The organism is Marinobacter sp. F4218 (assembly GCF_019443085.1).
GTDB lineage: Bacteria > Pseudomonadota > Gammaproteobacteria > Pseudomonadales > Oleiphilaceae > Marinobacter > Marinobacter albus.
Genome location: NZ_JAHZIL010000003.1, coordinates 540453 through 562007 on the forward strand (window position 1 = coordinate 540453; position 21555 = coordinate 562007).

The window sequence follows — 21555 nt, forward strand, 5'->3', positions numbered from 1 at the left end:
GTTTTCCTTAACAAGCCGGCAGTACCAAGAACCACCTGCCTTGCTGTACTGGGCTAACCCGGGATACCAACCGTGACCCTGAAAAGTGGCGTGAACTCATGGAAGGCATGATCCTGAAACCAGATCTTCGAGTCCCTGAACAGAAGACAGCCAGCCTGTCGTTCTGCGATACCACGCCCAAAGCGTTTCGGGGGTGGATAAGTCAGTTGCCCATGGCCAACATCGGCGAGGTATCCCGCCAGCTCTATCATGCAGTCATTGAGCTCAACCATCTGTTTATCGCACCGCAGCAACGCATCCAGTTTCTGGAACTGATCCGCGAAAAAATCCACTTTGTCTGCAACGAGCTGTCACGTCACTATCTGGGCATGGCCGTGGCCCTGCCGGAGAAGCAACGCAAGATCGCCAACCTGTCCCAGGCGCTACAGCTGCACCTGGCCTCCGGCTACAAACTCTGCGTGCTGGAATTCCTCGATAGCGGCAGCATAGACCGCAACCGTAAACAGGTTGCGATGGCGGTACACCGGGCGATATCCGAGCTGGCAGCAACCATTGTTCGCTCCCATCAGCTGTATTGCCCCAGCCCTGCCCAGAGCTGGCTGGAGTGCCACCGGCTGTTCCGTTTTGGCTACCGTAACAAGCTGGCATCGATTGAGATTGACGATGACACACTCCTGCATCGCCGCTCCAGCACAGTGGCTGATGCTTACAAGCGTATTCTCTTGCTGGGATGCGCCCGCCCCAACCAGCTTCGCCAATCGGAGCTGCTGCAGGTGTACGAGCTGTGCGAAATCTGGAGTGACCACACCCGCTGCGGCCCCGATATCGGGCAGGACAGCCTCTTCGTAATCAACATGGAGCGGGACAACCCTCCCATTTACCGCAGTTTGCTCGATCATCAACCCGGAGAAGACAGCTTTGATTTTGATACCCGGGACCTGTCCGCCATGGTTCTGGACACCCTGCACGCCCGGCGCAACCAAGGCAAGGGCGGCGGCGCCCTCGGTAAAGGCGATAGCAACCTGCAGGTGCCGGCAAAGGTCAGTGACACCCTGCTGACCCACCTGAGCCAGGCGCTGGGCATTCTCGCCAAACGCAACTTCAACCGCATTGCCAGCCAGGGAACCCTGGAGGTGTGCGTTGGCCTCACCGCAGCGCACTATTTTGTTGCCGGAGAGAAGACCTTTACTGAATTCGTCAACGGTAACGACACTGGCCATCAGGACGAAGAGAACCTGTTCGTCCGCAATGCCCGCAGAAATCAGGACGCCTGGGCCGGCGCCCACGATGCGGGCCCCAGTGAAGATGCATTTCTCTCGTCGGATACACCCATCAACTTCCGGGGCAACCACGGCACCGCATCGAAACAGTTTGCCGACAAGAATCGACCAAGATCCCACCACGCCCTGCTTATCAACACCAGTCCGGGTGGCTACTGTGTGGCCTGGGAAAGCAACGTGCCGGCGTCCCTGCAGGCCGGCGAGATCCTCGGCGTGCGCGAGCAAAGCTCCCATCCCTGGAGCCTGGCGATTGTTCGCTGGATTCGCCAGATCAAGAACCAGGGCACCCAGGTCGGGATTGAACTGCTGGCCCCAAGCGCGGCACCTTGCGGCGTGCGACTGATCCAGAAGATGGGGCACAGCAGCGAGTACCTGCGGGGCCTGCTCCTGCCCGAGATCAGCGTGGTGAACCAGTCAGCAACCCTGATCACCCCCCGGCTTCCATTCCAGTCCGGCAGCAGAATTTCGCTCCTGCATGACGGCCGTGAAGACCAGGGACAGCTGTCGAAGAAAGTGTCATCGACCGGCAGCATTAGCCAGTTCGAACTGAAACTTCAGAACGCCACCGCGCTCCAGCCGAGTACCGTGGCAACCTCCGCCGGGGCCAGCGAAGATGAGTTCGACTCACTCTGGCCCTCCCTGTAAGGGGCAGTCAGCCGAAACCCTGGCGGCCTGAGGGTTGTTATTGGACGCTATCCACTGCATCATTCAGCATAAATGACCGACCGGCCCACGGACTCAGACACTCCGCCGCTCATAAGCAGAATGTAAATGCTTACTGACGCAAAATTTCCGGTCCGGCTCAGCCAAACGTGTTTCACGAGACGCCTTACGAATGCAGAAAAAGAACGCGACCGTACACCTGTTGATCCTTGATCCCGACCAGAACGATGCCGAATCCCTGGTCAGCCTCCTGAGAAACTCCGGCAAGGCCACCCGGGCCCACCGCATCACATCCGAGGAAGACCTGGAAGAAACCCTGAAAGCCGGTAACTGGGACCTTTTGCTGGCACGGGATCTGGAGCAGGAATTCAGCGCTGACGATGCCCTGGCCATGATCCGCCGGATGGACAAGGACGTTCCCTTCATCCTGCTGACCGAAGAACCGAGTCGCGAGCGCACCGTGGCGATGATGAAGGCAGGTGCTCAGGACACCGTCCCCTTCGCGCATACCGACCAGCTGGTGCTGACTGTCAATCGCGAACTGTCAGCACTCGATGAGCGCCGGCGCCGCCGGGTCCTGGAATCCCACCTCCGAGAAGCCGAGCAGCGCTGCCAGCTCCTGCTCGAAAGCTCCAAGGACGCCATTGCCTACATCAACGATGGCATGCACATCTATGCCAACCAGTCCTACATGGAGTTCCTGGGCTACGATGACATTGATGAGCTGATCTGCATCCCGGTCCTGGACACCCTGACCCCAGACAGCCAGGACAAGTACAAGGAGTTCATGAAGTCATTCGTCGAAAAGGGCGAAGACGGCATGACCCTGAACTGCACGGCCCGTCGCAGTGACGACCACGAATTGAACGTCACCATGTCGGTATCCGCAGCCACTTACGACGGCGAGGCCTGCACACAGATTGTAATGCAGCCAGAACATAGCGACGCCGAACTTGAAGAGAAGCTGCGCCGGATCAGTAGCCAGGACCTTCTGACTGGTTTGTTCAACCGCCAGCACCTGATGGATGCCCTGGCAGAAAACATCGCCAAGGCCGGCAAGAACAACGAAACCGGCGCCCTCGCCTACATCGCTCTCGACAACTTCATGAGCCTGAAAGCTCAGGTTGGCATTGCCGGCGCAGACCTGTTGCTTGGAGACCTTGCGAACCTGCTGAAAGAACAGGTTGGTGAGGACATCATCCTGGCCCGCCTCAGCGATGACGCTTTCTGCCTCATGAGTCAGCCCTGCGATGACAAGAAAATGGCCGAGCACAGTGAACGCATTCGCAAGGCGGTGGAAGATCACCTTTTCGATATCAATGGCCGCACTGTCCAGTTTTCCGTCAGCATTGGTGTCGCGGCCATTACCGAGAACTCGCCCAAGGCCGAAGAACTCATGGCACGGGCGCACACAGCGTCGTCTGACGTTCGCAAACAGGACGGTCATGAGCAGGGCAACGGGGTTCTGATCTACAACCCGGCGGACTACGAGTCCCTGGATGAAAGCAACTCGGTCGAGGCCATTCTGAAAGCGCTGGAGGACAACCGCTTCAAACTGTTGTTCCAGCCGATCATCAACCTGCGCGGAGAAGGTGAAGAGCACTACGAAGCGTTCGTCCGCATGATCGCCAAGGACAATGAGGAAGTTTCGCCCTACGACTTCCTGCCCCCGATGGGCCCCTCAGACACCGCCATCAAGATCGACCGCTGGGTGATTCTGCAAACCATCAAGCAGTTGGCCAGCCACCGCTCGAAGGGTCACGATACGCGCCTGTTCCTAAACCTGACGGCAGAAACCCTTCAGGACAAGACCTTTACGCCCTGGCTCAGTGTTGCGCTTAAGGCCGCGCGCCTGCCCGGCGACTCGCTGATCTTCCAGATCCGGGAAGGTGATGCCAACAACTACCTGAAGCAGGCCAAGGAATTCACCAAGGCCATCCATGAACTTCACTGCAAACTGTCCATTTCCCAGTTCGGGTGTGCGCTCAACCCGTTCAATACCCTGAAACACATTGATCCGGACTATGTGAAGATTGACGGATCCTTTACGGAAGAGATCCAGAAAAACGACGAAGCCAAGGAACAGGTCAAGGAGATGGTTAAGACCCTGCAGAGCAGCGGAAAGCTGACCATCATCCCACTGGTAGAAAACGCCGGTGTTCTGGCCACCCTCTGGCAGGCGGGTGTGAACTATATCCAGGGTTACTACCTGCAGGCACCGGTTCCGGAAATGAACTACGACTTCGGCGATCAGTGATTCCGGGCTATTAGGCCCCAAAAAAAAGACCGGCGCCTCACGGACGCCGGTCTTTTTTTTGGGGCGGTGCTCCAGGCGTTTTAGAAACCCGCCCGCTCAAGCCCTTGATTGGTCTCACTCTCCCGGAAACCGATCAGATACAGGATCGCATCCAGCCCCAACGTCGAAATGGAGTGGCGCGCGGACTCCTTGACCAGTGGCTTGGCACGAAATGCCACGCCCAGCCCGGCCTGGCTCAGCATTGGAAGGTCGTTGGCCCCGTCACCCACGGCGATGACCTGCTCACGGGAAATGTGCTCCTTCTCGGCAATCTCCAGCAACAATTCAGCCTTCCGGTTGCCGTCGACAATCTGTCCGGCGACACGGCCGGTAACCTTGCCGTCCTCGATCTCCAGCTCGTTCGCATAGACATAATCGATGCCCAGCTTGTTCTGGAGATGGCGGGCAAAATAGGTGAAGCCACCGGACAGGATCGCAGTACGGTAGCCCAGCGCCTTCAGGCTCTTGATCAGATGCTCGGCACCCTCGGTCATCCGGAGTCGGGCGGCAATGCCTTCAAGCACGGCCTCGTCCAGCCCCTTCAACAGAGCCAGGCGCTCGGCAAAGCTTTGGCTGAAGTCGAGCTCCCCCTGCATGGCCCGCTCGGTAATCCCGGCCACCTGCTCACCGACACCGGCTTCAAGCGCCAACTCATCGATGACCTCGGCGTCGATCAGGGTGGAATCCATATCGAAGACCACCAGCCGCCGGTTACGGCGGAATATGGAGTCTTCCTGGAAGGCAATGTCCACGTTCATCTCGCCGGCGATGTGCAGGAAATCCGCCCGGAGCGTTTCAGGATCGGATGGCGTGCCACGCACCGAGAACTCCACGCAGGCAATCCGGTTTTCCGACGGGTTCAACGACGGCCGGGCCGACAGACGGGAAATGTTGTCGATGTTGAGTCCATGCCTGGCGGTGATCGCCGACACCCTCGCAATCTGCTCTGCCTTGATGTCGCGGGACAGCAATGTGACGATGTAACAGGCGCGGTTGCGCCCTTCGGCCCAGGACTGATATTCCTCCACCGAGATCGGTGCAAACCGCACCTGCAGATCCAGCGCGTGGAGCCGGAACAGCAGATCGCGGATCACCGGTGACGACTTAGATTCGTCCGGGATCTCAATCAGGATGCCCCAGGTCAGATGATCGTGAATCACCGCCTGGCCGATATCGAGGATACGAACCGCGTACTGGCCCATGATCCCGGTAATCTCCGAGGTGAGCCCGGGCTTGTCCCGGCCGGAAACGTTAATCAGTACCAGTTCACTCACTCTCGGCGCTCTCCTCTTCTTCCGTTCTCGCTGCTGAGGCAATCACGTCAATGGCGTCTACCCGCTGGAGCCCACGGGGCAGCTTGTGGCCGCGCCGGCCGCGCTCCCCCAGATAGTGCTCCAGATCGCTGAACTGCAGCCCCATCTTGCGCTTGCCGGCCCGGATTTCCAGCTGATCATCCTCGGCGAATACCGCCACCGCAACCACGAACTCCTCCCGATTCTGAACCCGGGCCGACGGGATGCTGATGATCTTGTTGCCCTTACCCTTGGCCAGTTCCGGCAATTCACTGAGCGGGAACACCAGCATCCGGCCCTCGTTCGAGATCGCACCGAGGTAAAGGGTTTTATCCGTTTGCGGAACGGTGACCGGAGGCATGAGCCTGGCCCCTTTGGGCACACTGACCACCGCCTTGCCGTTCCGGTTCTTGCTGATCATGTCGTTCAGAGAGGTGACGAAGCCATAGCCGCCGTCGGTGACCAGCAGTGTTTTTCGGCCCGGGTCGCCCATCAGCAGGCCGGAGAAGCTCGCGCCGGACGGCGGATTGATCCGGCCGGTCAGCGGCTCGCCCTGCCCCCTGGCCGAGGGTAGGCTGTGCGCCATCAGCGAGTACGCCCGACCGGTTGAATCGAGGAATATCGCCTGCTGGTTGTTACGCCCATGCGCCGCCAGGGCATAGCGGTCACCCGCCTTGTAACTCAGGCCTTCCGGCTCGATATCGTGGCCTTTTGCGGCGCGAACCCAACCTTTTTCCGACAGCACCACCGTGACCGGGTCATTGGAAACCAGGTCAACCTCGCTGAAAGCGCGAGCCTCCTCGCGCTCAACGATAGGGGAACGGCGGTCGTCCCCGAAGGTTTCAGCGTCCGCCTGCAACTCAGCCTTGATCAGTTCCCGGAGACGGTCTTCGGACCCCAGGATTGACTGCAGCTCATCGCGCTCAGCGGCCAACTCATCCTGCTCGCCCCGGATCTTCATTTCCTCGAGCTTGGCCAGGTGCCGCAATTTGAGCTCAAGAATGGCTTCGGCCTGATCCGGCGAGAGCCCGAAGCGCGACATCAGGACCGCCTTGGGCTTGTCTTCGGTCCGGATGATCTCGATTACCTCGTCAATATTGAGGTAGGCGATCAGCAAACCCTCGAGGAGATGCAGGCGCGCCAGAACCTTATCCAGCCGATGCTGCAAGCGTCGGGTTACCGTGGTCCGGCGGAAGGCCAGCCACTCGGTCAGCATTTCGTGCAGACCCTTGACTCCGGGCCGGCCATCATTGCCAATCACATTGATATTCACCCGATAGGTTTTCTCAAGGTCCGTACTGGCAAACATGTGCGCCATCAGGCCTTCCAGATCCACCCGGTTGGAACGCGGAACAATCACAAGGCGCGTGGGATTCTCGTGGTCGGACTCGTCACGGAGATCTGCGACCATGGGCAGTTTCTTTGCCTGCATCTGCTGGGCAATCTGCTCCAGCACCCGGGCACCTGACACCTGGTGCGGCAGATCAGTAATGATGATTTCGCCGTTCTCGCGAATCCAGCGGGCTCGCATCCGCAGGGAACCGCGCCCGGTTTCGTACATCTGGCGGATGTCCTTGCGCGGTGTGATGATCTCGGCCTGGGTCGGGAAATCCGGGCCCTTGATGTGCTCACACAGCTCATCCACCGATGCATCCGGGCTGTCCAGCAGCCGGATACAGGCGGCTGTGACCTCACGCACATTGTGGGGTGGGATGTCCGTAGCCATGCCGACCGCAATACCGGTGGTGCCATTGAGCAGGACATGGGGCAGTCGGGCGGGCAGAACCGAGGGCTCATCCATGGTGCCGTCGAAATTGGGCACCCAGTCTACGGTTCCCTGGCCCAACTCACCGAGCAGAACTTCCGCGAACGGTGCGAGCCGGGACTCGGTGTAACGCATCGCTGCAAACGACTTGGGATCGTCCGGAGATCCCCAGTTGCCCTGACCGTCCACAAGGGGATACCGGTAAGAAAACGGCTGGGCCATCAACACCATGGCTTCATAGCAGGCGCTGTCACCGTGGGGGTGGAACTTACCCAGGACATCACCAACGGTACGTGCGGATTTCTTGTACTTGGACGTGGACTTCAAACCCAGTTCGGACATGGCGTACACAATGCGCCTCTGAACCGGCTTCAGCCCGTCTCCTACGTTGGGGAGGGCCCGATCAAGGATGACGTACATGGAATAGTCGAGATAGGCCTTTTCCGTGTAGTCCCTGAGTGAAACCCGCTCAAAGCCTTCATCCGTAGTCTGAAACTCTGGCATGGATGCCTCTTCTGCCTGTATTACCTGATGTGAATGACGCCGATGATGCTACCGCTTGCGTCCGAATTAATCACGGACGTCAGCGCGAGGCCACATTATATGGACGCCGGCACGGATACACCAATTTCCAATAGCGGAATTCCCGAATGGAGACTCTGTAATGCTAGCCGTATGCTCACCGTCACTGGATAGAAGACCGTTTAACTTTCCAAACAAGCGGAACACTATGAAACCCGACCTCAAAGCCTGCGGGCAAGCCATGGTTACCGCCATGGTGAATGCGGTACTGGCAGTCGCACTGATGCTCCTGGTGGAGTTTGCAATCAGTGGCACATTCCAGGTCCCCGAGCCCTACCTTTGGGCTGGCGTGCTCATTTGGCTGGTCATTTTTGCCGGTCAGTTCTGGCGACAGCGTCATCTTTGCAAATCTGGCCAGTCGGCCAGCAAAGCAACCGACCCTTCCCATCGGGCAACCTGACACCGTCAGGTTGTCTTGTTTGACGCACAAAGTCCCGACAGTAACAAAGACATCCCCTCTTCCGCTGCTATTCTTCAGGTTAATTTCAACGACGGTGCCGGCTACAGGCGCTGACCGTCCGAGGGCGTGACCGGAGGATACTGGAATGCGCTGGCGAAGCGGCAGACGAAGCGACAACATCGAAGATCGACGCGGGCAAACGCAGCGTTATTCGTCAGCCGGCGCCGGCGGGATCCTGCTACTCAGACTCCTCACCCTGCTTTTTCGAAGCAAGATCGGCCGGGTAATCCTGATCGCCGGCGTTGCGGTCGTACTGGGTGGAAAGTTCCTTGGTATCGACCTGCTACCCATGCTCACGGGCGGCACTACCACCGCCCAGGCGCCGCGGGAATTCTCCGAGGCTGAGCAGCAGCTTGCTGATTTCACGTCCGTCGTCCTCGCCGATACCGAGGATACCTGGCGAACCATTTTCAACGGGCTTGGCGGCAATTATCGTGAACCGACCCTGGTACTGTTTTCGGACCAGGTACAGTCTGCGTGCGGCTTCGCCAGCGCCGCAGTCGGTCCTTTCTACTGTCCGGGAGACCAGAAGGTTTATCTTGACCTGTCGTTCTTCGAGGACCTGGCCAGGCGATTCGGGGCACCGGGTGATTTTGCCCAGGCGTATGTCATCGCCCATGAGGTGGGACATCACGTGCAAACGCTGATGGGCATCAGCCAGGAAGTACGTCAGGCGGGACAGGGTCGGAGTCAGGAAGAGATCAACGGACTTTCTGTCCGGCAGGAGCTGCAGGCCGACTGTTTTTCAGGAGTGTGGGGGCACATAGCCCATCGCGATCGCCAGATTCTCGAGCCGGGAGATCTGGACGAAGCCTTAATCGCCGCTTCAGCAATCGGGGATGATCGACTCCAGCGCCGGTCGGGCGGACAGGTCGTGCCTGACAGTTTCACCCACGGCACGTCCGAACAACGGGTACGCTGGTTCCGCAGGGGGTTCGAAAGCGGCGACATTGAAGCCTGTAACACTTTCGCCGCCGAGTCACTGTGAGGAAGGGGCTCCGGGCGACCTCACCCGGAACCTCCTCGGCCAGAATCGGTGCGTATTACTGGCGGACACCTTCGACGGAAATGATAATGTCGACGGTTTCAGATGCCTTGCCCAGATCCATGGGAATGCCGAAATCCTTCAGCCGAAGCTCGGTCTCGGCTTCGAATCCCATACGATACCCACCCCAGGGGTCGTCTCCGTGGCCAATCATTTCAGCCTCGAGGGTGACTTCCCGAGTCACGCCGCGAAGGGTCAGATCACCAATGATATCCGCTTCGCCCTCGTCATCGACAACCACACGCTTGCTCTTGAAACTCGCTTCCGGGTATTCGTCGACGTACAGGAAGTCCTCGCTACGCAGGTGCTTGTCGCGCTCGGCGTGGTTGGAATCAACGCTGGAGGTGTCGATGGTGACGGACACGGAACTGTTCTCAGGATTCTCCGCGTCGTAGACGAACTGACCATCAAAATCGTTAAAACGACCATACAGCCAGCTGTAGCCCAGGTGTGAAATCTTGAAGGTCACGAACTGGTGTGAACCTTTTTTATCGAAGGCATAGGTGCCGCTGTGCTCGTCGGCATGGACACCGCCAACCAACACCATGGACATGGCAGATGCGAGCAAAACTTTCTTCATCGGTTTCTCCCTTTCTCGGTTCAGACCCTGAGGGCCACTTTTAACGTTTGAGCACCATCCAGCTCACTTGCCAAACATACGCCGGAGAGTACGGTCGCGATCAATCAGGTGGTGCTTGAAGGCGGCGCCGGCGTGCAGCGCTGCCAGCAAAACAATTGCCCAGGTCGACCAGTAGTGAACCGCACCCGCTGTGTCCTCGAGACCCTTGACCTGGCCAGTCAGCGACGGCACGTCAAACCACCCGAATACGCTGATAGCCGAGCCGTCGGCCGTTGAGATCAGGTAGCCACTGATCATGGCCACAAATAACAGGAGGTACAACAGGGCGTGAGCGGCCTGTGCGCTGGCGACTTCCAAGCGCGTGTGGTTCGACAGAGGTCCCGGATCGTAATCAAGCAGGCGCCAGAGCATACGGGCGATCATGAGTCCGAATAACAGAATGCCGACGCTGCGATGAATATCGGGGCCTTGATTGTACCAGTCGTGGTAATACGACAGATCCACCATCCAGTAACCCAGCGCAAACAGGCCGATGACCACTGCGGCCACGAGCCAATGCATGGAAATGGCGACAACCCCATATCGTTCGGAGGAATTTCTGAGCTGCATTGTCGGTTCGGAGCCTTACCTGTCTGATTACTTTTCACTTTGCCCGGATTCTACGAGCCGGGTTTGATGAAAAAAATCGAAATGTTTTGCAGACCAACATCAGAATTTCTGACTAACAGAATACATCTATGCCTTTGGTCGTATACGGATTTTACGGATTGCTCAAAACTACAGCATAGATAGACTTAACACATATTTCGCAGCCCCATCGAGGGCTCTCATTGACCGAGAGGATACAGACATGGAACTCGAATTCGACGAAAGTGTTGTTGTTCCAAGCAACAACTGATCCCCTGGCGGCCTCTGGGCCGCTCGGCTGACAAACCCGGCAATTAGTCGGACAAAGATACGATTGGCTTCCACTTTCTGTATGAAAGAGTGGTAATAAATTCTTTTTTTTGGCAATCTCGGCACTTACGTCAGTAGTGCTGCCTTCCTGCTCGCCGCATATGTACTGATTATCGACAGTTCAGGCCGTCCCTTCTGAGGCACCTGATGTTTTCGTGCAACCAATCAGAACAGTCTATGTCGCGAAGCCTCTCCGAAAAGCTGACAGCCCCGGAACTGGATTTGCTGTCCCCCATGCTCAGCCAGGAAGGCGACACCTGGACCGCCAGCTTTCAGGGACTTACCCTCAGGACAGCCCTGCAACCGATCTACAGCATTTCCCACAAGCGCATTGTTGGTTACGAAGCGCTGATCCGGGCCTTCGACAATGACAATTCAGCCGTCCTGCCGCTTCACCTGTTCCAGCTGCCATCCTCCAATGCAGAGAACCTGCTCCTGGACCGACTGTGCCGCTACCTGCACATTCGCAACTACAGTGGCCTAGAGGACCAGCTCAACTGGCTTTTCCTGAACGTATCTCCCCAGGCCGTCACCAGCGGCAGCCAGGCCGACTCGTTTTTTGGACAGCTGCTCAGGCAGACAGGTCTGCCGCCGCACCGGATTGTGATGGAGATTGTGGAGCAACCCACCGACGACGCAGAAAAACTCAAAGAAACAGTCGCCTATTACAAGAAACTCGGGTGCTTGACTGCCATTGATGATTTCGGTGCCGGACACTCGAACTTCGAGCGCATCTGGAACCTGTCGCCGGACATCGTGAAGCTGGACCGCACCCTGCTCACCCGAGCCACGGAAGACAACAAAGCCCGGCAGATTCTCAATGGCATTGTTTCCCTGTTGCACCAGTCAGGCTGCCTGGTGTTGCTGGAAGGGGTGGAAACCCGGGATCAGGCCATGATCGCCATTGATGCCGGCGTCGACTTTGTTCAGGGGTTCTTCTTCCGGCGCCCGAGTATCGATCTGGAAGCCTTGACGCGCACCCCCGCGAACTTTGATGAGCTACTGGACGAATACAAAACCCGCAACCAGGTGACCCTGGATCCGACGCGGCAACTGGTGGGATTTTTTAGCGGCTTTTTCAAGGATGCCATCGACAGGCTGGGGAGCGGATCGAGCATGGATCACGCCTGCGTGAAACTGCTGAACCATCCGGCGGTTTCGCGTTGCTACCTGGTGAACGACCGGGGCGTACAGATTGAAGATACCCTGGTGTCCGAGCTCGGCGTCCGCAGCCGGGACCCTCGCTTTAAGCCCCTGGAAAGCACCAGCAGCGCCGACTGGTTCCGACAACAGTACCTGCGTCAGGCACTGGCTCAGCCGGAAAGCCTTCACATCACCGCACCCTACCTCTGCGTTACCGGCGCCTACATGTGCGTGACCCTGTCGCTGGGCTACTACCAGGAGGGTGAGCTGCGGGTGTTATGCTGCGACATTCTGGCCAATCCGCCAGAACCCTCCATCAGCCAATACTGATTCCGTAAACCAGGGCAATAACAACCACCGTAATCGCGCCGATGAACACGTTCATAGGCAGCCCAACCCGAACGAAATCACCAAAACGGTACCCGCCCGGACCGAACACCATCATATTTGTCTGGTAGCCCAGCGGGGTCGCGAAGCTGGCCGAAGCCGCCATCATGACCGCAATCACAAATGGCTCAGCATCAACCCCCATACTGGAGGTCATGGACAGGACAACCGGAATCACCAGCACGGCAGCGGCATTATTGGTGATCACTTCGGTCAGTACCGACACCGTGATGTATACGAGCAGGATCGCCAGAAGAACATTTCCCTGGCTCAGACCCAGGATGCCTTCGGCGACAAACCTTGCGGCACCGGTCTCCAGCAGGGCCGCGCCCAACGCAAAGGATGCAGCGATGGTCAGAATTACCGGGACATCAACGGATTTCTGAGCCTGGCCGACGGAGCAGCACCCGGTAATGATCATCATGGCCGCTCCCAGGAGAGCCGCATTCAGCATGCTCAGAACGCTACAGGCAGCCAGCCCGACCAGCACCAGCAGAATGCCCCAGGATAGCCATGCCCGGTCATGGCGCGGGGTTTCTGTTTCCAGATCGTTGATCAGCAGGAAATCCTTGTTGTAACGCTGACGGCTTACAAACGCTGGACGCGCCTCCAGCAGCAACACATCCCCCGGTTTCAGGCGGATGTTGCCGAGGTTGCCGGAAACCCGCTCGCCTCCGCGAGCCACGGCCAGGACAACGGCACCATACCGGTCCCTGAAACGGGCATCACGGATGGTCATTCCAAGCACATCCGATTGCGGGGACAGTGCGGCTTCAACGAGCCTTCGCTCAGCCCGGTCCTGGCTCAGGCTGGGTTCGTCTTCATGCACGGACGGCACAATACCGTTGATCCGCAAAAGGTCGGAGATGGCCTGAGTGTCACCGGCAAACACGAGACGGTCGCCACCCCGAAGCCGTTCTTCCGAAGGCACGGCGGTAACCACGCTCCCATCACGCTCGATTTCGACCAGATAGAGTCGCTCCAGCTCCCGCAAGCCGGCCTCTCCCACTGTTTTACCCACCAGCGGCCCGTCAAAGGATACGGCGACTTCCAGAGTGAACTCCCGCATGGAGCCGAACTTCTGCTGGTCCTTCCGGTCCGGCAATGCTCTGGGCATCACCAGCAGAATCACAGCAACACCGATTACGGCAACAGGGAGCCCGACGGCCGTAATGGAAAAGATCGAGAACCCCTGCCCTCCGGTGAGCTGCTGGTACTGGCCGTTCACCACAAGGTTTGTACTGGTACCGATGAGCGTCAGAGTGCCCCCGAGAATGGCTGAATAACTTAGGGGAATCATCAACTTGGAGGGAGAGATGCCAATCTTTCTGGACCAGGCATGCACCGCCGGAATCATGGTGGCAACCACCGGCGTGTTATTCAGAAATCCGCTGAGCAGAGAAACCGGAAGAGCGATCCGGGCCTGGGCACTGCGAACGGTTTTCGGGTTGCGGAGCAAATGGTGGACCAGCAGATCGACGCCACCGGAGTGGTGAATACCGGCAGCAACCACGAACATGGCCACCACGGTGATCAGACCGCTGTTGCTGAATCCGGCAAGCGCCTGATCAGCAGAGATAATGCCACTGGCACTGAGCACGACCAGCACCCCCATCATCACCAAGTAGGGTGCGATTCGTCCAACACTCATGAGTATCAGCGAGGTGCCCGCCAGGCCCAGCGCAAACCAGCCTTGCCAGTCCATTTACGGTTCTTCCCGGAAAGAAAACTGGCAGGATAACGGCTTTGGGGAATACTTAGAAAGAATAAAGGATGCTTTTTATAGCATCCTTAGGAATATTAAACGACCACGTCGGCAATGTTGCCGTAGGTTTCAAGCCAGGAGCGGCGGTCGGATGCCCGCTTTTTACCCAACAGCATGTCCATCCGGCTGTCGGTCTCGTCACCATCTTCGATCGTGAGCATAACCAGGCGACGGGTATCGGGGGCCATGGTGGTCTCCCGGAGCTGCAGCGGGTTCATCTCACCCAGCCCCTTGAACCGGGTGACGGAAATCTTGCCCTTGCGCTTCTCGGCGGCGATTCGATCGATAATCCCCTGTTTCTCATGCTCGTCCAGGGCGTAGAAGGTTTCCTTACCCAGATCCACGCGGTACAGCGGTGGCATGGCAACGAATACGTGCCCGGCGGCAACCACCGGTCGGAAATGCTTCACGAACAGCGCGCACAGCAGGGTCGCAATGTGGAGACCATCGGAATCGGCGTCGGCAAGGATGCAGACTTTGTTGTACCGCAGACCGTCAAGTTTGTCGGAGCCCGGATCCACCCCGATGGCCACGGCAATGTCATGGACTTCCTGGGATGCCAGCACTTCTGACGGATCGACTTCCCAGGTATTCAGGATCTTGCCCCGCAGCGGCATCACCGCCTGGAATTCCCGATCGCGGGCCTGTTTCGCAGAACCACCGGCTGAGTCGCCCTCCACCAGGAAGAGTTCCGAGCGGGCAGTATCACCGCCGGAACAATCCGCCAGCTTGCCCGGCAACGCCGGTCCCGAGGTGACCTTCTTCCGGGCTACCTTCTTGCTGGCCCGCAAACGGCGCTGGGCATTGCTGATGAACAGCTCCGCCAACGCCTCGGCAACGTCGGTGTGCTGGTTCAGCCACAGACTGAAGGCGTCCTTGACCACACCGGAAATGAACGCGGCCGCCTCGCGGGAGGACAGGCGTTCCTTGGTCTGACCGGAGAACTGGGGCTCCTGCATCTTGAATGAGAGCACATACGCTGCCCGCTCCCAGATATCCTCGGGTGAGAGCTTTACGCCCCGGGGCAGCAGGTTCCGGAACTCACAGAATTCCCGCATCGCCTCCAGCAGACCGGTCCGCAAACCGTTAACGTGGGTACCGCCCTGGGCAGTCGGGATCAGGTTCACGTAACTTTCCATCACGGTTTCACCACCTTCCGGCAACCACTGGATGGCCCAATCGGCGGCTTCCTTGTTACCGGAGAAGCTGCCGGTAAACGGCTCCAGGGGGACCGCCTCAATATCCGCCAGGGCCGAACGCAGATAATCCCGGAGACCGTCCTCATAGCACCATTCGTCCTTCTCGCCGGTCTTTTCCTGCAGGAACGTAACGGTGAGCCCCGGACAAAGTACCGCCTTGGCACGCAGGTTATGACGCAGACGACTGACGGAGAAATTCGGGCTGTCGAAGTAGCTGACATCCGGGGTGAACTTCAGGCGCGTGCCGGTGTTGCGCTTACCCACCGTGTCCACCACTTCCAGTTCGGAGGCCTTGTCACCGTTGGCAAACGTCATCCGGTGCAGCTGACCGTCCCGCTTGATGGTCACCTCAAGGTGCGTGGACAATGCGTTGACGACGGAAACCCCCACCCCGTGCAAGCCACCGGAGAAGTTGTAGTTACCCTGGGAGAACTTGCCGCCGGCATGCAGCCGGGTCAGGATTAGCTCGACCCCCGGGAGTCCCTCTTCCTTATGCAGGTCGACGGGCATACCCCGGCCGTCATCCTCAACACTGAGGGAACCGTCACTGTAGAGGACAACGTCGATGCGACGGGCGTGTCCGGCAAGCGCCTCATCGACGCTGTTATCGATGACTTCCTGCGCCAGATGGTTGGGGCGACTGGTATCGGTATACATCCCCGGGCGCTTGCGCACCGGGTCCAGGCCGCTCAGTACTTCAATGGCATCGGCGTTATATTGTTGCTGACTCATAGGCAGGAAGTAACTCCGCAGTAGGAACTAAAAAGCTGGGTCATAGCTTAGGGATTCGGCGGGAAAGATCAACGGTTGTTTTCGACCGGCGTGATCCGGATGTCATTCCAACCTGAGGCTGTCACGGCGATGGCCGCGCACGGTGTGGTCAGGGCCTGAGTAACCATCGTTCCCGGCTCCGGTTCCTGGATTCTCAGTTGAAGCTCGAGAACGTCATCTTCGATCACCGACCCGGCCAGGGTGACGCTGTAACCACCCGTTGGTTTCTGCCCGAGCGCTGCCAGGATCACATGCTCATTGTCGAACCGGATCTCCCGGAGCGGCGCCAGCGGCAGGCTTCGCCCCGGCAGGGCCTCCAGACGGCCCACCTCGGCACCGCTTTTCAGGTGCAGGTGACCGGGCGCTGTCAGCCCGCAGTTGGAGGACTGGACGATCTGCCGGGCCAGGGGTGCGCCGGAGGACGTTTCTGTCTGACTAACCGCGCAACCGGCACCAAACACGCCGGCAAGAACAGCCACACCGGTAATTACTCGAGGAATCAGTGTCATGGTTGGGCAAGGGCCTTTACGTCGTCGGCGTCCGGGTTGGGTGATAACAGCTGGTAGCCCCGGAACCCGGGGCGAGGGAGCTGATCAGGCGAGGCCGCCGAAATCGACGGCCGGGAATAGCTGGTGGTCATGCGGATGCCCTCAATGGCCTCGCCCGCCGAAACCGTAATTTCTTCCCTCAGACCAGCCACCGGGTATTCCGCGCAGGCTTCACCGGCATGACAGATCAGGGCGTCGTTATCCAGATCGGTGCCCGCCACCAGGATATAGTTCCCCGGCGGCACCTCATTCAACTGTTTCGGTTCCTGACCGTCATCCGGCACGAAGGCAAACCGGTAGCGGCCATTCTCGGCCACCACGTTGGTCTGGGCGACAGTGGTGTAGAACCCGCCTTCCGGTTCCGGGTCCACCAGGAGCACAAAGTGCCGGCCGGCGTCCCGGGCCTGCTGGTCGGTGACCTCCTGGCCGACCACGGGGATTTCGAGCGTGCGAGTCTGACCGCCCCTGTAGGTAATCTCTATTGAAGCGCGCTCGGAAATACCCGGTTCCAAAGCGTCGAGATTTAATGACATGGGCAACTCGAACCGGGTGCCTTCGCTCTGTGCCAGAGGCTCAATATTGAGCCACGGCGGCGGTTCCGAAATAGTGTCAATGGTCACAGCCTGCGCATTGTCACCATAGACTTCAAGTACCACGGTAGCCGAAAGACTGCCTTCGGACGAAAGCGATACAATGGCAGGGGACGCCGTCAATAGATCTGTTATCGGGGCTGAAAGGGCAGCCGACGTTGCCTTACCGGCGTCCAGCAACCCCCACCCCAGTTCACTGGTCTTCGGACAGGGCGGACTGGCGCAGCTTGCCACGGTTAACTCACCGGCCATCAGGAAAGCATTGATGGCACCGTAATCCAGAGCGGGATTCTGATTTTTCATCAGCGCCATCACTGCCGACACGTGAGGCGCCGCCATCGAGGTGCCCTGCAGCCCGATGTAGGTTTCCTGCAACGAACCGTTAATTACACTGGCGCTGGTACTGACCACCACATCACCACGGCCATCGGCATTGCCATCGCGGCTGGCATCACCGCCGGGCGCGGCGACATCAATCCAGTTGCCGAAATTCGAGTAGGACGCAAGGTCACCGGCGCCGTCGACTGCGCTGACCGCGAACACATTGTCAAAGGCGGCGGGATAGGATTCGGCGCTTGTTCCGGCGTTGCCCCCAGCCGCCACGAATATGACACCCCGTTCGGTCCCAGTATTGATGGCATCCTGCAAAGACTGGATATACGGCAGTCCGCCGAGACTCAGGTTCGCAATGTTCGCTCTTGGCTGGCCGCCCTCAGGTCCGCCGACCCATTGCAGCGCCGCCAAAAGGTCGGCGGAGGAACCGGCACCGCCCTCTCCCAGAACCCGGACCGGCAACAGGGTGGAGTTGAATGCAACGCCGCCCCCTCCTTCTTCATTTATCAAAGCAGCAACGGTTCCCGCCACATGGGTGCCATGGTAAACGCTTCCACCGACGCTGTTGCCCGGATCCGCCGGATTGCTGTCCCGACCCGGCTGGCCGTCGTTATCAAACTGCTCTGAAACGAAGTCAGACCCCGCAAGGTTTGTACTGACGTTGGCATCAATATCACTGTGCCAGCCACCTGAACCTCGATACAGCCCCGTGTCCATTACCGCGACGGTGACTCCCTCACCCCCATCGGGGGCCAGCTGCCAGGCCGTGGGGGCGTTCAACAAACCATAATGCCACTGTTGGGCACTGTAGAGCGGCTCATCGACCGGCGTCATCGCCTGCATCCGGTAATTCGGTGTCGCGGAGGCGATATCCGGCCGCTTCTGCAGGGCCCGTATCCAGTCCAGGGTCGCGGCACCGGCTTGCTCGCCGCTTCCAAGGGCTTTCGAGACCGGCGCCTTGACCCGCCAGAGCCCCGGGGCCAGTTCCTGGGCAGGCACCATGTCGTTCTGGGAAAGCATGGACTGGGCCGTGGCCTGGTCCACTGGATTATTCAGCGCGACGAGGGCTTCTCCTTCGACAAACTCGTGCTCCGGCCAACGCAGGGAGACGGCGTTTCCGGTGGGATTCACCGCCGTGGACAGGACATAGAGCATGGGGGTTGGCCCCTCAGACTCTACCCGGACGGTATAGCTACCGTCTGCCCCGGAATTGGTCACACTGATACGACTGTTTGTACTGGTGGTTACATTGGATTGAACACCATCAACAGTCAGCCTCAGGGCCGAGGCTCCGGCCCGGGTGGCGAACGCCTGTAGCTCGACGGTCTGGCCATTCCGGAGCCGCATGGAAAATGTGTCATCGGGATCGGCGGGATAACCGGTGGCCGGAAAATCCGGCAGGGCCGGATAGGCACCGGCCGAAGCGCTGACATAGCCGGCCAGGATGTATTCTGCCGGCAGGCTCTGAGGCGATCCGAGACGGGTGTTGCTCAACGCCAAAGCATCCGCATTATCCGCGTCGACCCGGGTTCCGGTTTCGATGTCGATGGTACCGGAGAGCGCCACGGCTACCGGGTCGGAACTGCCGCCAGAGCCACCACCGCACCCTGCCAGAGCCAGCAACAGACCGGCAGTCGCCGTGCCTCTGATTAGCGTTCTGGTGCATGCCTTGAATAGCATAGGGATTACTCTCCGATAGTTTTCCAGCATACAACATCGCAGAGCTGGCGTTTTTTACTGAGTGTTAACCGATACGTCGAAACCGTCGCACCAGATGGCAAAAAACCGCCTGCGGGCATACTCCGGAGGCGGTTTCAGTTTTCTCAGCCGTGGTTATAAAGCGTAGAACAGCATGGGCACGAAGGCCACCAGAAGCAACGTGGGCCCCATGACCGCAAGGGGCAACAGCAGCCGTTCGTATCGATGCCAGAATGTGCCCGTCCGCTCCGCCGCGAGCACCTCGGTCTCCCCCACCACCTGGCGAGTCAGCAGATGGTTGAGCGCCACCGGCGGGCTCAGGTAACCCAGTTCAAACGCCACGAGACACACGATCCAGAAATGCAGCGGATCGATTCCCAGCTGAATCGCGGGTTGTGCGATGGTTGCCGATACCAGAATAACCGCACCGAACGGATCCATCACCATGCCGATGAAGGTCAGCATCACTACAATGACCAGCATGGCGATCCAGGGACTGGTGAGATTCTCCGGGAACAGCGCATGGACAATATCAGACCGCTCCAGGATGCCACCCAGGCAGATGGAGAAACCGATGAGGGCCAGCAGTGCGCCAATGTGAACGGCCGAATCACTGGCAGCGTAAGAGCTGCGCTTCCAGAAGGCCCGGAGCCGGGTCTCGCCCAGTTCGCGGCGGTCGCTGCCGGCATCCAGAAAAACCAGCGCCAACATGACCAGCGGCAAAATCATTGGAGCGCTGTATTCGTTAAACTTCAGCCCAAGAATCGCCCAGATCGCCAGAATTACGGCCGCACCGACAAGAACGTAGGGGACCAGTGGTTTCATCTGGACCAGGGATGTCCGAAAAGCGCCGGGGGCTGGCCGTGGCTTCCAGTTGCCCTGGGTCTTGCACACAATCAGCGAGAACAGGGAGGCGGACATGATGAACACCCAGAAGCCCCAGCTGTACATCTCGGTAGTGGTGACTTCCTTGTTCAGAGCGGCCACGACCACAATCAGCAGGCAGGGATTGAGCACGACACCGAGGCTGCCCGACATAGCGGTGGTGGCAAGCGATAGTTGCCGACCGGCGCCGGCACGACGCAACTCGTCGTAGACTACGCCACCCACGGCGAGAATGAAGATGCCTGATGCACCGGTAAAGGCCGTTGGGAACGCGGTGGCGAAGATGATCACCGAGGCCAGCATCGGTGCCGGCAGGTTGAAGGGTTTGATCACATTGAGGAGCAGTTCGGGCAGCCGGGTCTGCTTCAGCACCATACCTACCAGCACATACAAGCCGATGTTGATGAACATCGAGGACAGGTTGGACATCATGCCGAAGTAGATCGCCAGGCCCGACGCGTAACCGTCCACGAAGAAGAAGTAGCTCATGGCAATGAGCCCCATCGCGCAATACAGGGGCATCACCAGACCGGAAGACAGCGCCAGCCGACCATTCTTCATGCGCTCCGGCACATTCACGAACCGAACGGCATTGATCACCATGAAGAGACCGAACACGGTGGCCCAGGCATATTGCAGATCGACGGTGCCCTCGGATCCGGGGGAACTTGCGAGCTTGCCGAGGTAGGCATTCAGCGACCCCACCATCATACCGTTCACCACAAATTGCGTTGCCTGACTGAACCGCCACTCGGCCCGGTTCCGGGGCAGGCGCAAGGCAATATGGTCCGCGTCCAGCGCTGCAATGGCAGCCGCCATGGCAAACATCGCAATGAACAGGTACTTCGTCAGTTCGATGTTATCGAGGAGAAAATCCGCGAGACCCTGCTCGATTGTTTTGAACAGTCCCAAAGCTGGTGTGGCGTGTTCCAGGTTCTGTTCATACAGTGCGTACTCCTGCTGACAAAGCTCTAGGTTACGCTCCAGGGATTGGCGAATCGCTTCGGGATTCGGCGGCGAGCTGAACAGATCGTCCGGGTCCGGCTGATAGGCCTCGACCCGCTTTTTCACCTCGGCATCCACGTCCATTTCAAGCTGGCATGAGGGCTCCGTGGCATCCGGATTCAGCAGGTAATAGTCAGGCCAGGTCTGCTCACCCACCCACAACAGGCGTGAGTGCAGCGAGTTCCCCATTCCCAGCAACAAGGTGAAAAGCAGAAGCAGCAGCAGGATAACCCCGTGCAATCGATGCACGGGATAGAGTGTCCGGGCTGCGGGCGCGGTCAAGGCTCGCCAGTTCATGAGTGTTCCACCCT

The 21555-nt window shown here is 58.9% G+C and carries 14 protein-coding genes; 5 read left to right on the plus strand and 9 right to left on the minus strand.

Translation table 11 applies throughout. From position 1 onward, the window contains the following. Window positions 1-98 precede the first annotated feature (98 nt). On the plus strand, window positions 99-1925 hold the full coding sequence (locus tag K0B93_RS06390; protein WP_219866410.1) for a GTPase: 1827 nt from the start codon (window positions 99-101) through the stop codon (window positions 1923-1925). A gap of 190 nt (window positions 1926-2115) precedes the next feature. After that, the gene (locus K0B93_RS06395) at window positions 2116-4200 is read left to right on the plus strand and encodes an EAL domain-containing protein (RefSeq protein WP_219866411.1); all 2085 of its coding nucleotides are present in this window, start codon (window positions 2116-2118) and stop codon (window positions 4198-4200) included. A gap of 80 nt (window positions 4201-4280) precedes the next feature. Here the strand turns inward: K0B93_RS06395 and serB are convergent, their stop codons facing one another. Together serB and parC are read right to left on the minus strand one after the other, a co-directional pair. Then, on the minus strand, window positions 4281-5513 hold the full coding sequence (serB, locus tag K0B93_RS06400) for a phosphoserine phosphatase SerB (protein ID WP_219866412.1): 1233 nt from the start codon (window positions 5511-5513) through the stop codon (window positions 4281-4283). Next, on the minus strand, window positions 5506-7800 hold the full coding sequence (parC, locus tag K0B93_RS06405; RefSeq protein ID WP_219866413.1) for a DNA topoisomerase IV subunit A: 2295 nt from the start codon (window positions 7798-7800) through the stop codon (window positions 5506-5508). Before parC ends, serB begins: the two co-directional genes overlap by 8 nt. Window positions 7801-8026: 226 nt before the next feature. Here parC and K0B93_RS06410 point away from each other — a divergent pair, with 226 nt between their 5' ends. Both K0B93_RS06410 and K0B93_RS06415 read left to right on the plus strand, forming a co-directional pair. Beyond that, window positions 8027-8278, plus strand: coding sequence for a hypothetical protein (locus K0B93_RS06410; RefSeq protein ID WP_219866414.1), 252 nt, complete (start codon window positions 8027-8029; stop codon window positions 8276-8278). 145 nt (window positions 8279-8423) lie between these two features. Continuing rightward, complete coding sequence (locus K0B93_RS06415) at window positions 8424-9326, plus strand: neutral zinc metallopeptidase (protein ID WP_219866415.1); 903 nt, start codon at window positions 8424-8426, stop codon at window positions 9324-9326. A gap of 55 nt (window positions 9327-9381) precedes the next feature. On the opposite strand, the gene K0B93_RS06420 is transcribed toward K0B93_RS06415, so the two are convergent. Next, window positions 9382-9963, minus strand: coding sequence for a YceI family protein (locus K0B93_RS06420; protein WP_219866416.1), 582 nt, complete (start codon window positions 9961-9963; stop codon window positions 9382-9384). Window positions 9964-10026: 63 nt separating this feature from the next. Continuing rightward, window positions 10027-10572, minus strand: a complete 546-nt coding sequence (locus K0B93_RS06425; RefSeq protein ID WP_219866417.1) for a cytochrome b — start codon at window positions 10570-10572, stop codon at window positions 10027-10029. 525 nt (window positions 10573-11097) lie between these two features. Here K0B93_RS06425 and K0B93_RS06430 point away from each other — a divergent pair. Next, window positions 11098-12393 (plus strand): EAL domain-containing protein, encoded by a 1296-nt coding sequence (locus K0B93_RS06430; RefSeq protein ID WP_228743321.1) that lies wholly within the window; start codon window positions 11098-11100, stop codon window positions 12391-12393. Here the strand turns inward: K0B93_RS06430 and K0B93_RS06435 are convergent. The 5 genes from K0B93_RS06435 to K0B93_RS06455 all read right to left on the minus strand — a co-directional run bounded on the left by K0B93_RS06435 (window position 12380) and on the right by K0B93_RS06455 (window position 21541). Continuing rightward, window positions 12380-14155 (minus strand): SLC13 family permease, encoded by a 1776-nt coding sequence (locus K0B93_RS06435; RefSeq protein WP_219866418.1) that lies wholly within the window; start codon window positions 14153-14155, stop codon window positions 12380-12382. The genes K0B93_RS06430 and K0B93_RS06435 overlap by 14 nt on opposite strands. A 95-nt stretch (window positions 14156-14250) precedes the next feature. Continuing rightward, window positions 14251-16146, minus strand: a complete 1896-nt coding sequence (parE, locus tag K0B93_RS06440) for a DNA topoisomerase IV subunit B (RefSeq protein ID WP_219866419.1) — start codon at window positions 16144-16146, stop codon at window positions 14251-14253. 68 nt (window positions 16147-16214) lie between these two features. Next, on the minus strand, window positions 16215-16694 hold the full coding sequence (locus tag K0B93_RS06445; RefSeq protein WP_219866420.1) for a protease complex subunit PrcB family protein: 480 nt from the start codon (window positions 16692-16694) through the stop codon (window positions 16215-16217). Next, complete coding sequence (locus tag K0B93_RS06450) at window positions 16691-19336, minus strand: S8 family serine peptidase (RefSeq protein ID WP_219866421.1); 2646 nt, start codon at window positions 19334-19336, stop codon at window positions 16691-16693. Before K0B93_RS06450 ends, K0B93_RS06445 begins: the two co-directional genes overlap by 4 nt. A gap of 153 nt (window positions 19337-19489) precedes the next feature. After that, window positions 19490-21541, minus strand: coding sequence for a TRAP transporter large permease subunit (locus K0B93_RS06455; RefSeq protein WP_219866422.1), 2052 nt, complete (start codon window positions 21539-21541; stop codon window positions 19490-19492). Between the last annotated feature and the right edge of the window lie 14 nt (window positions 21542-21555).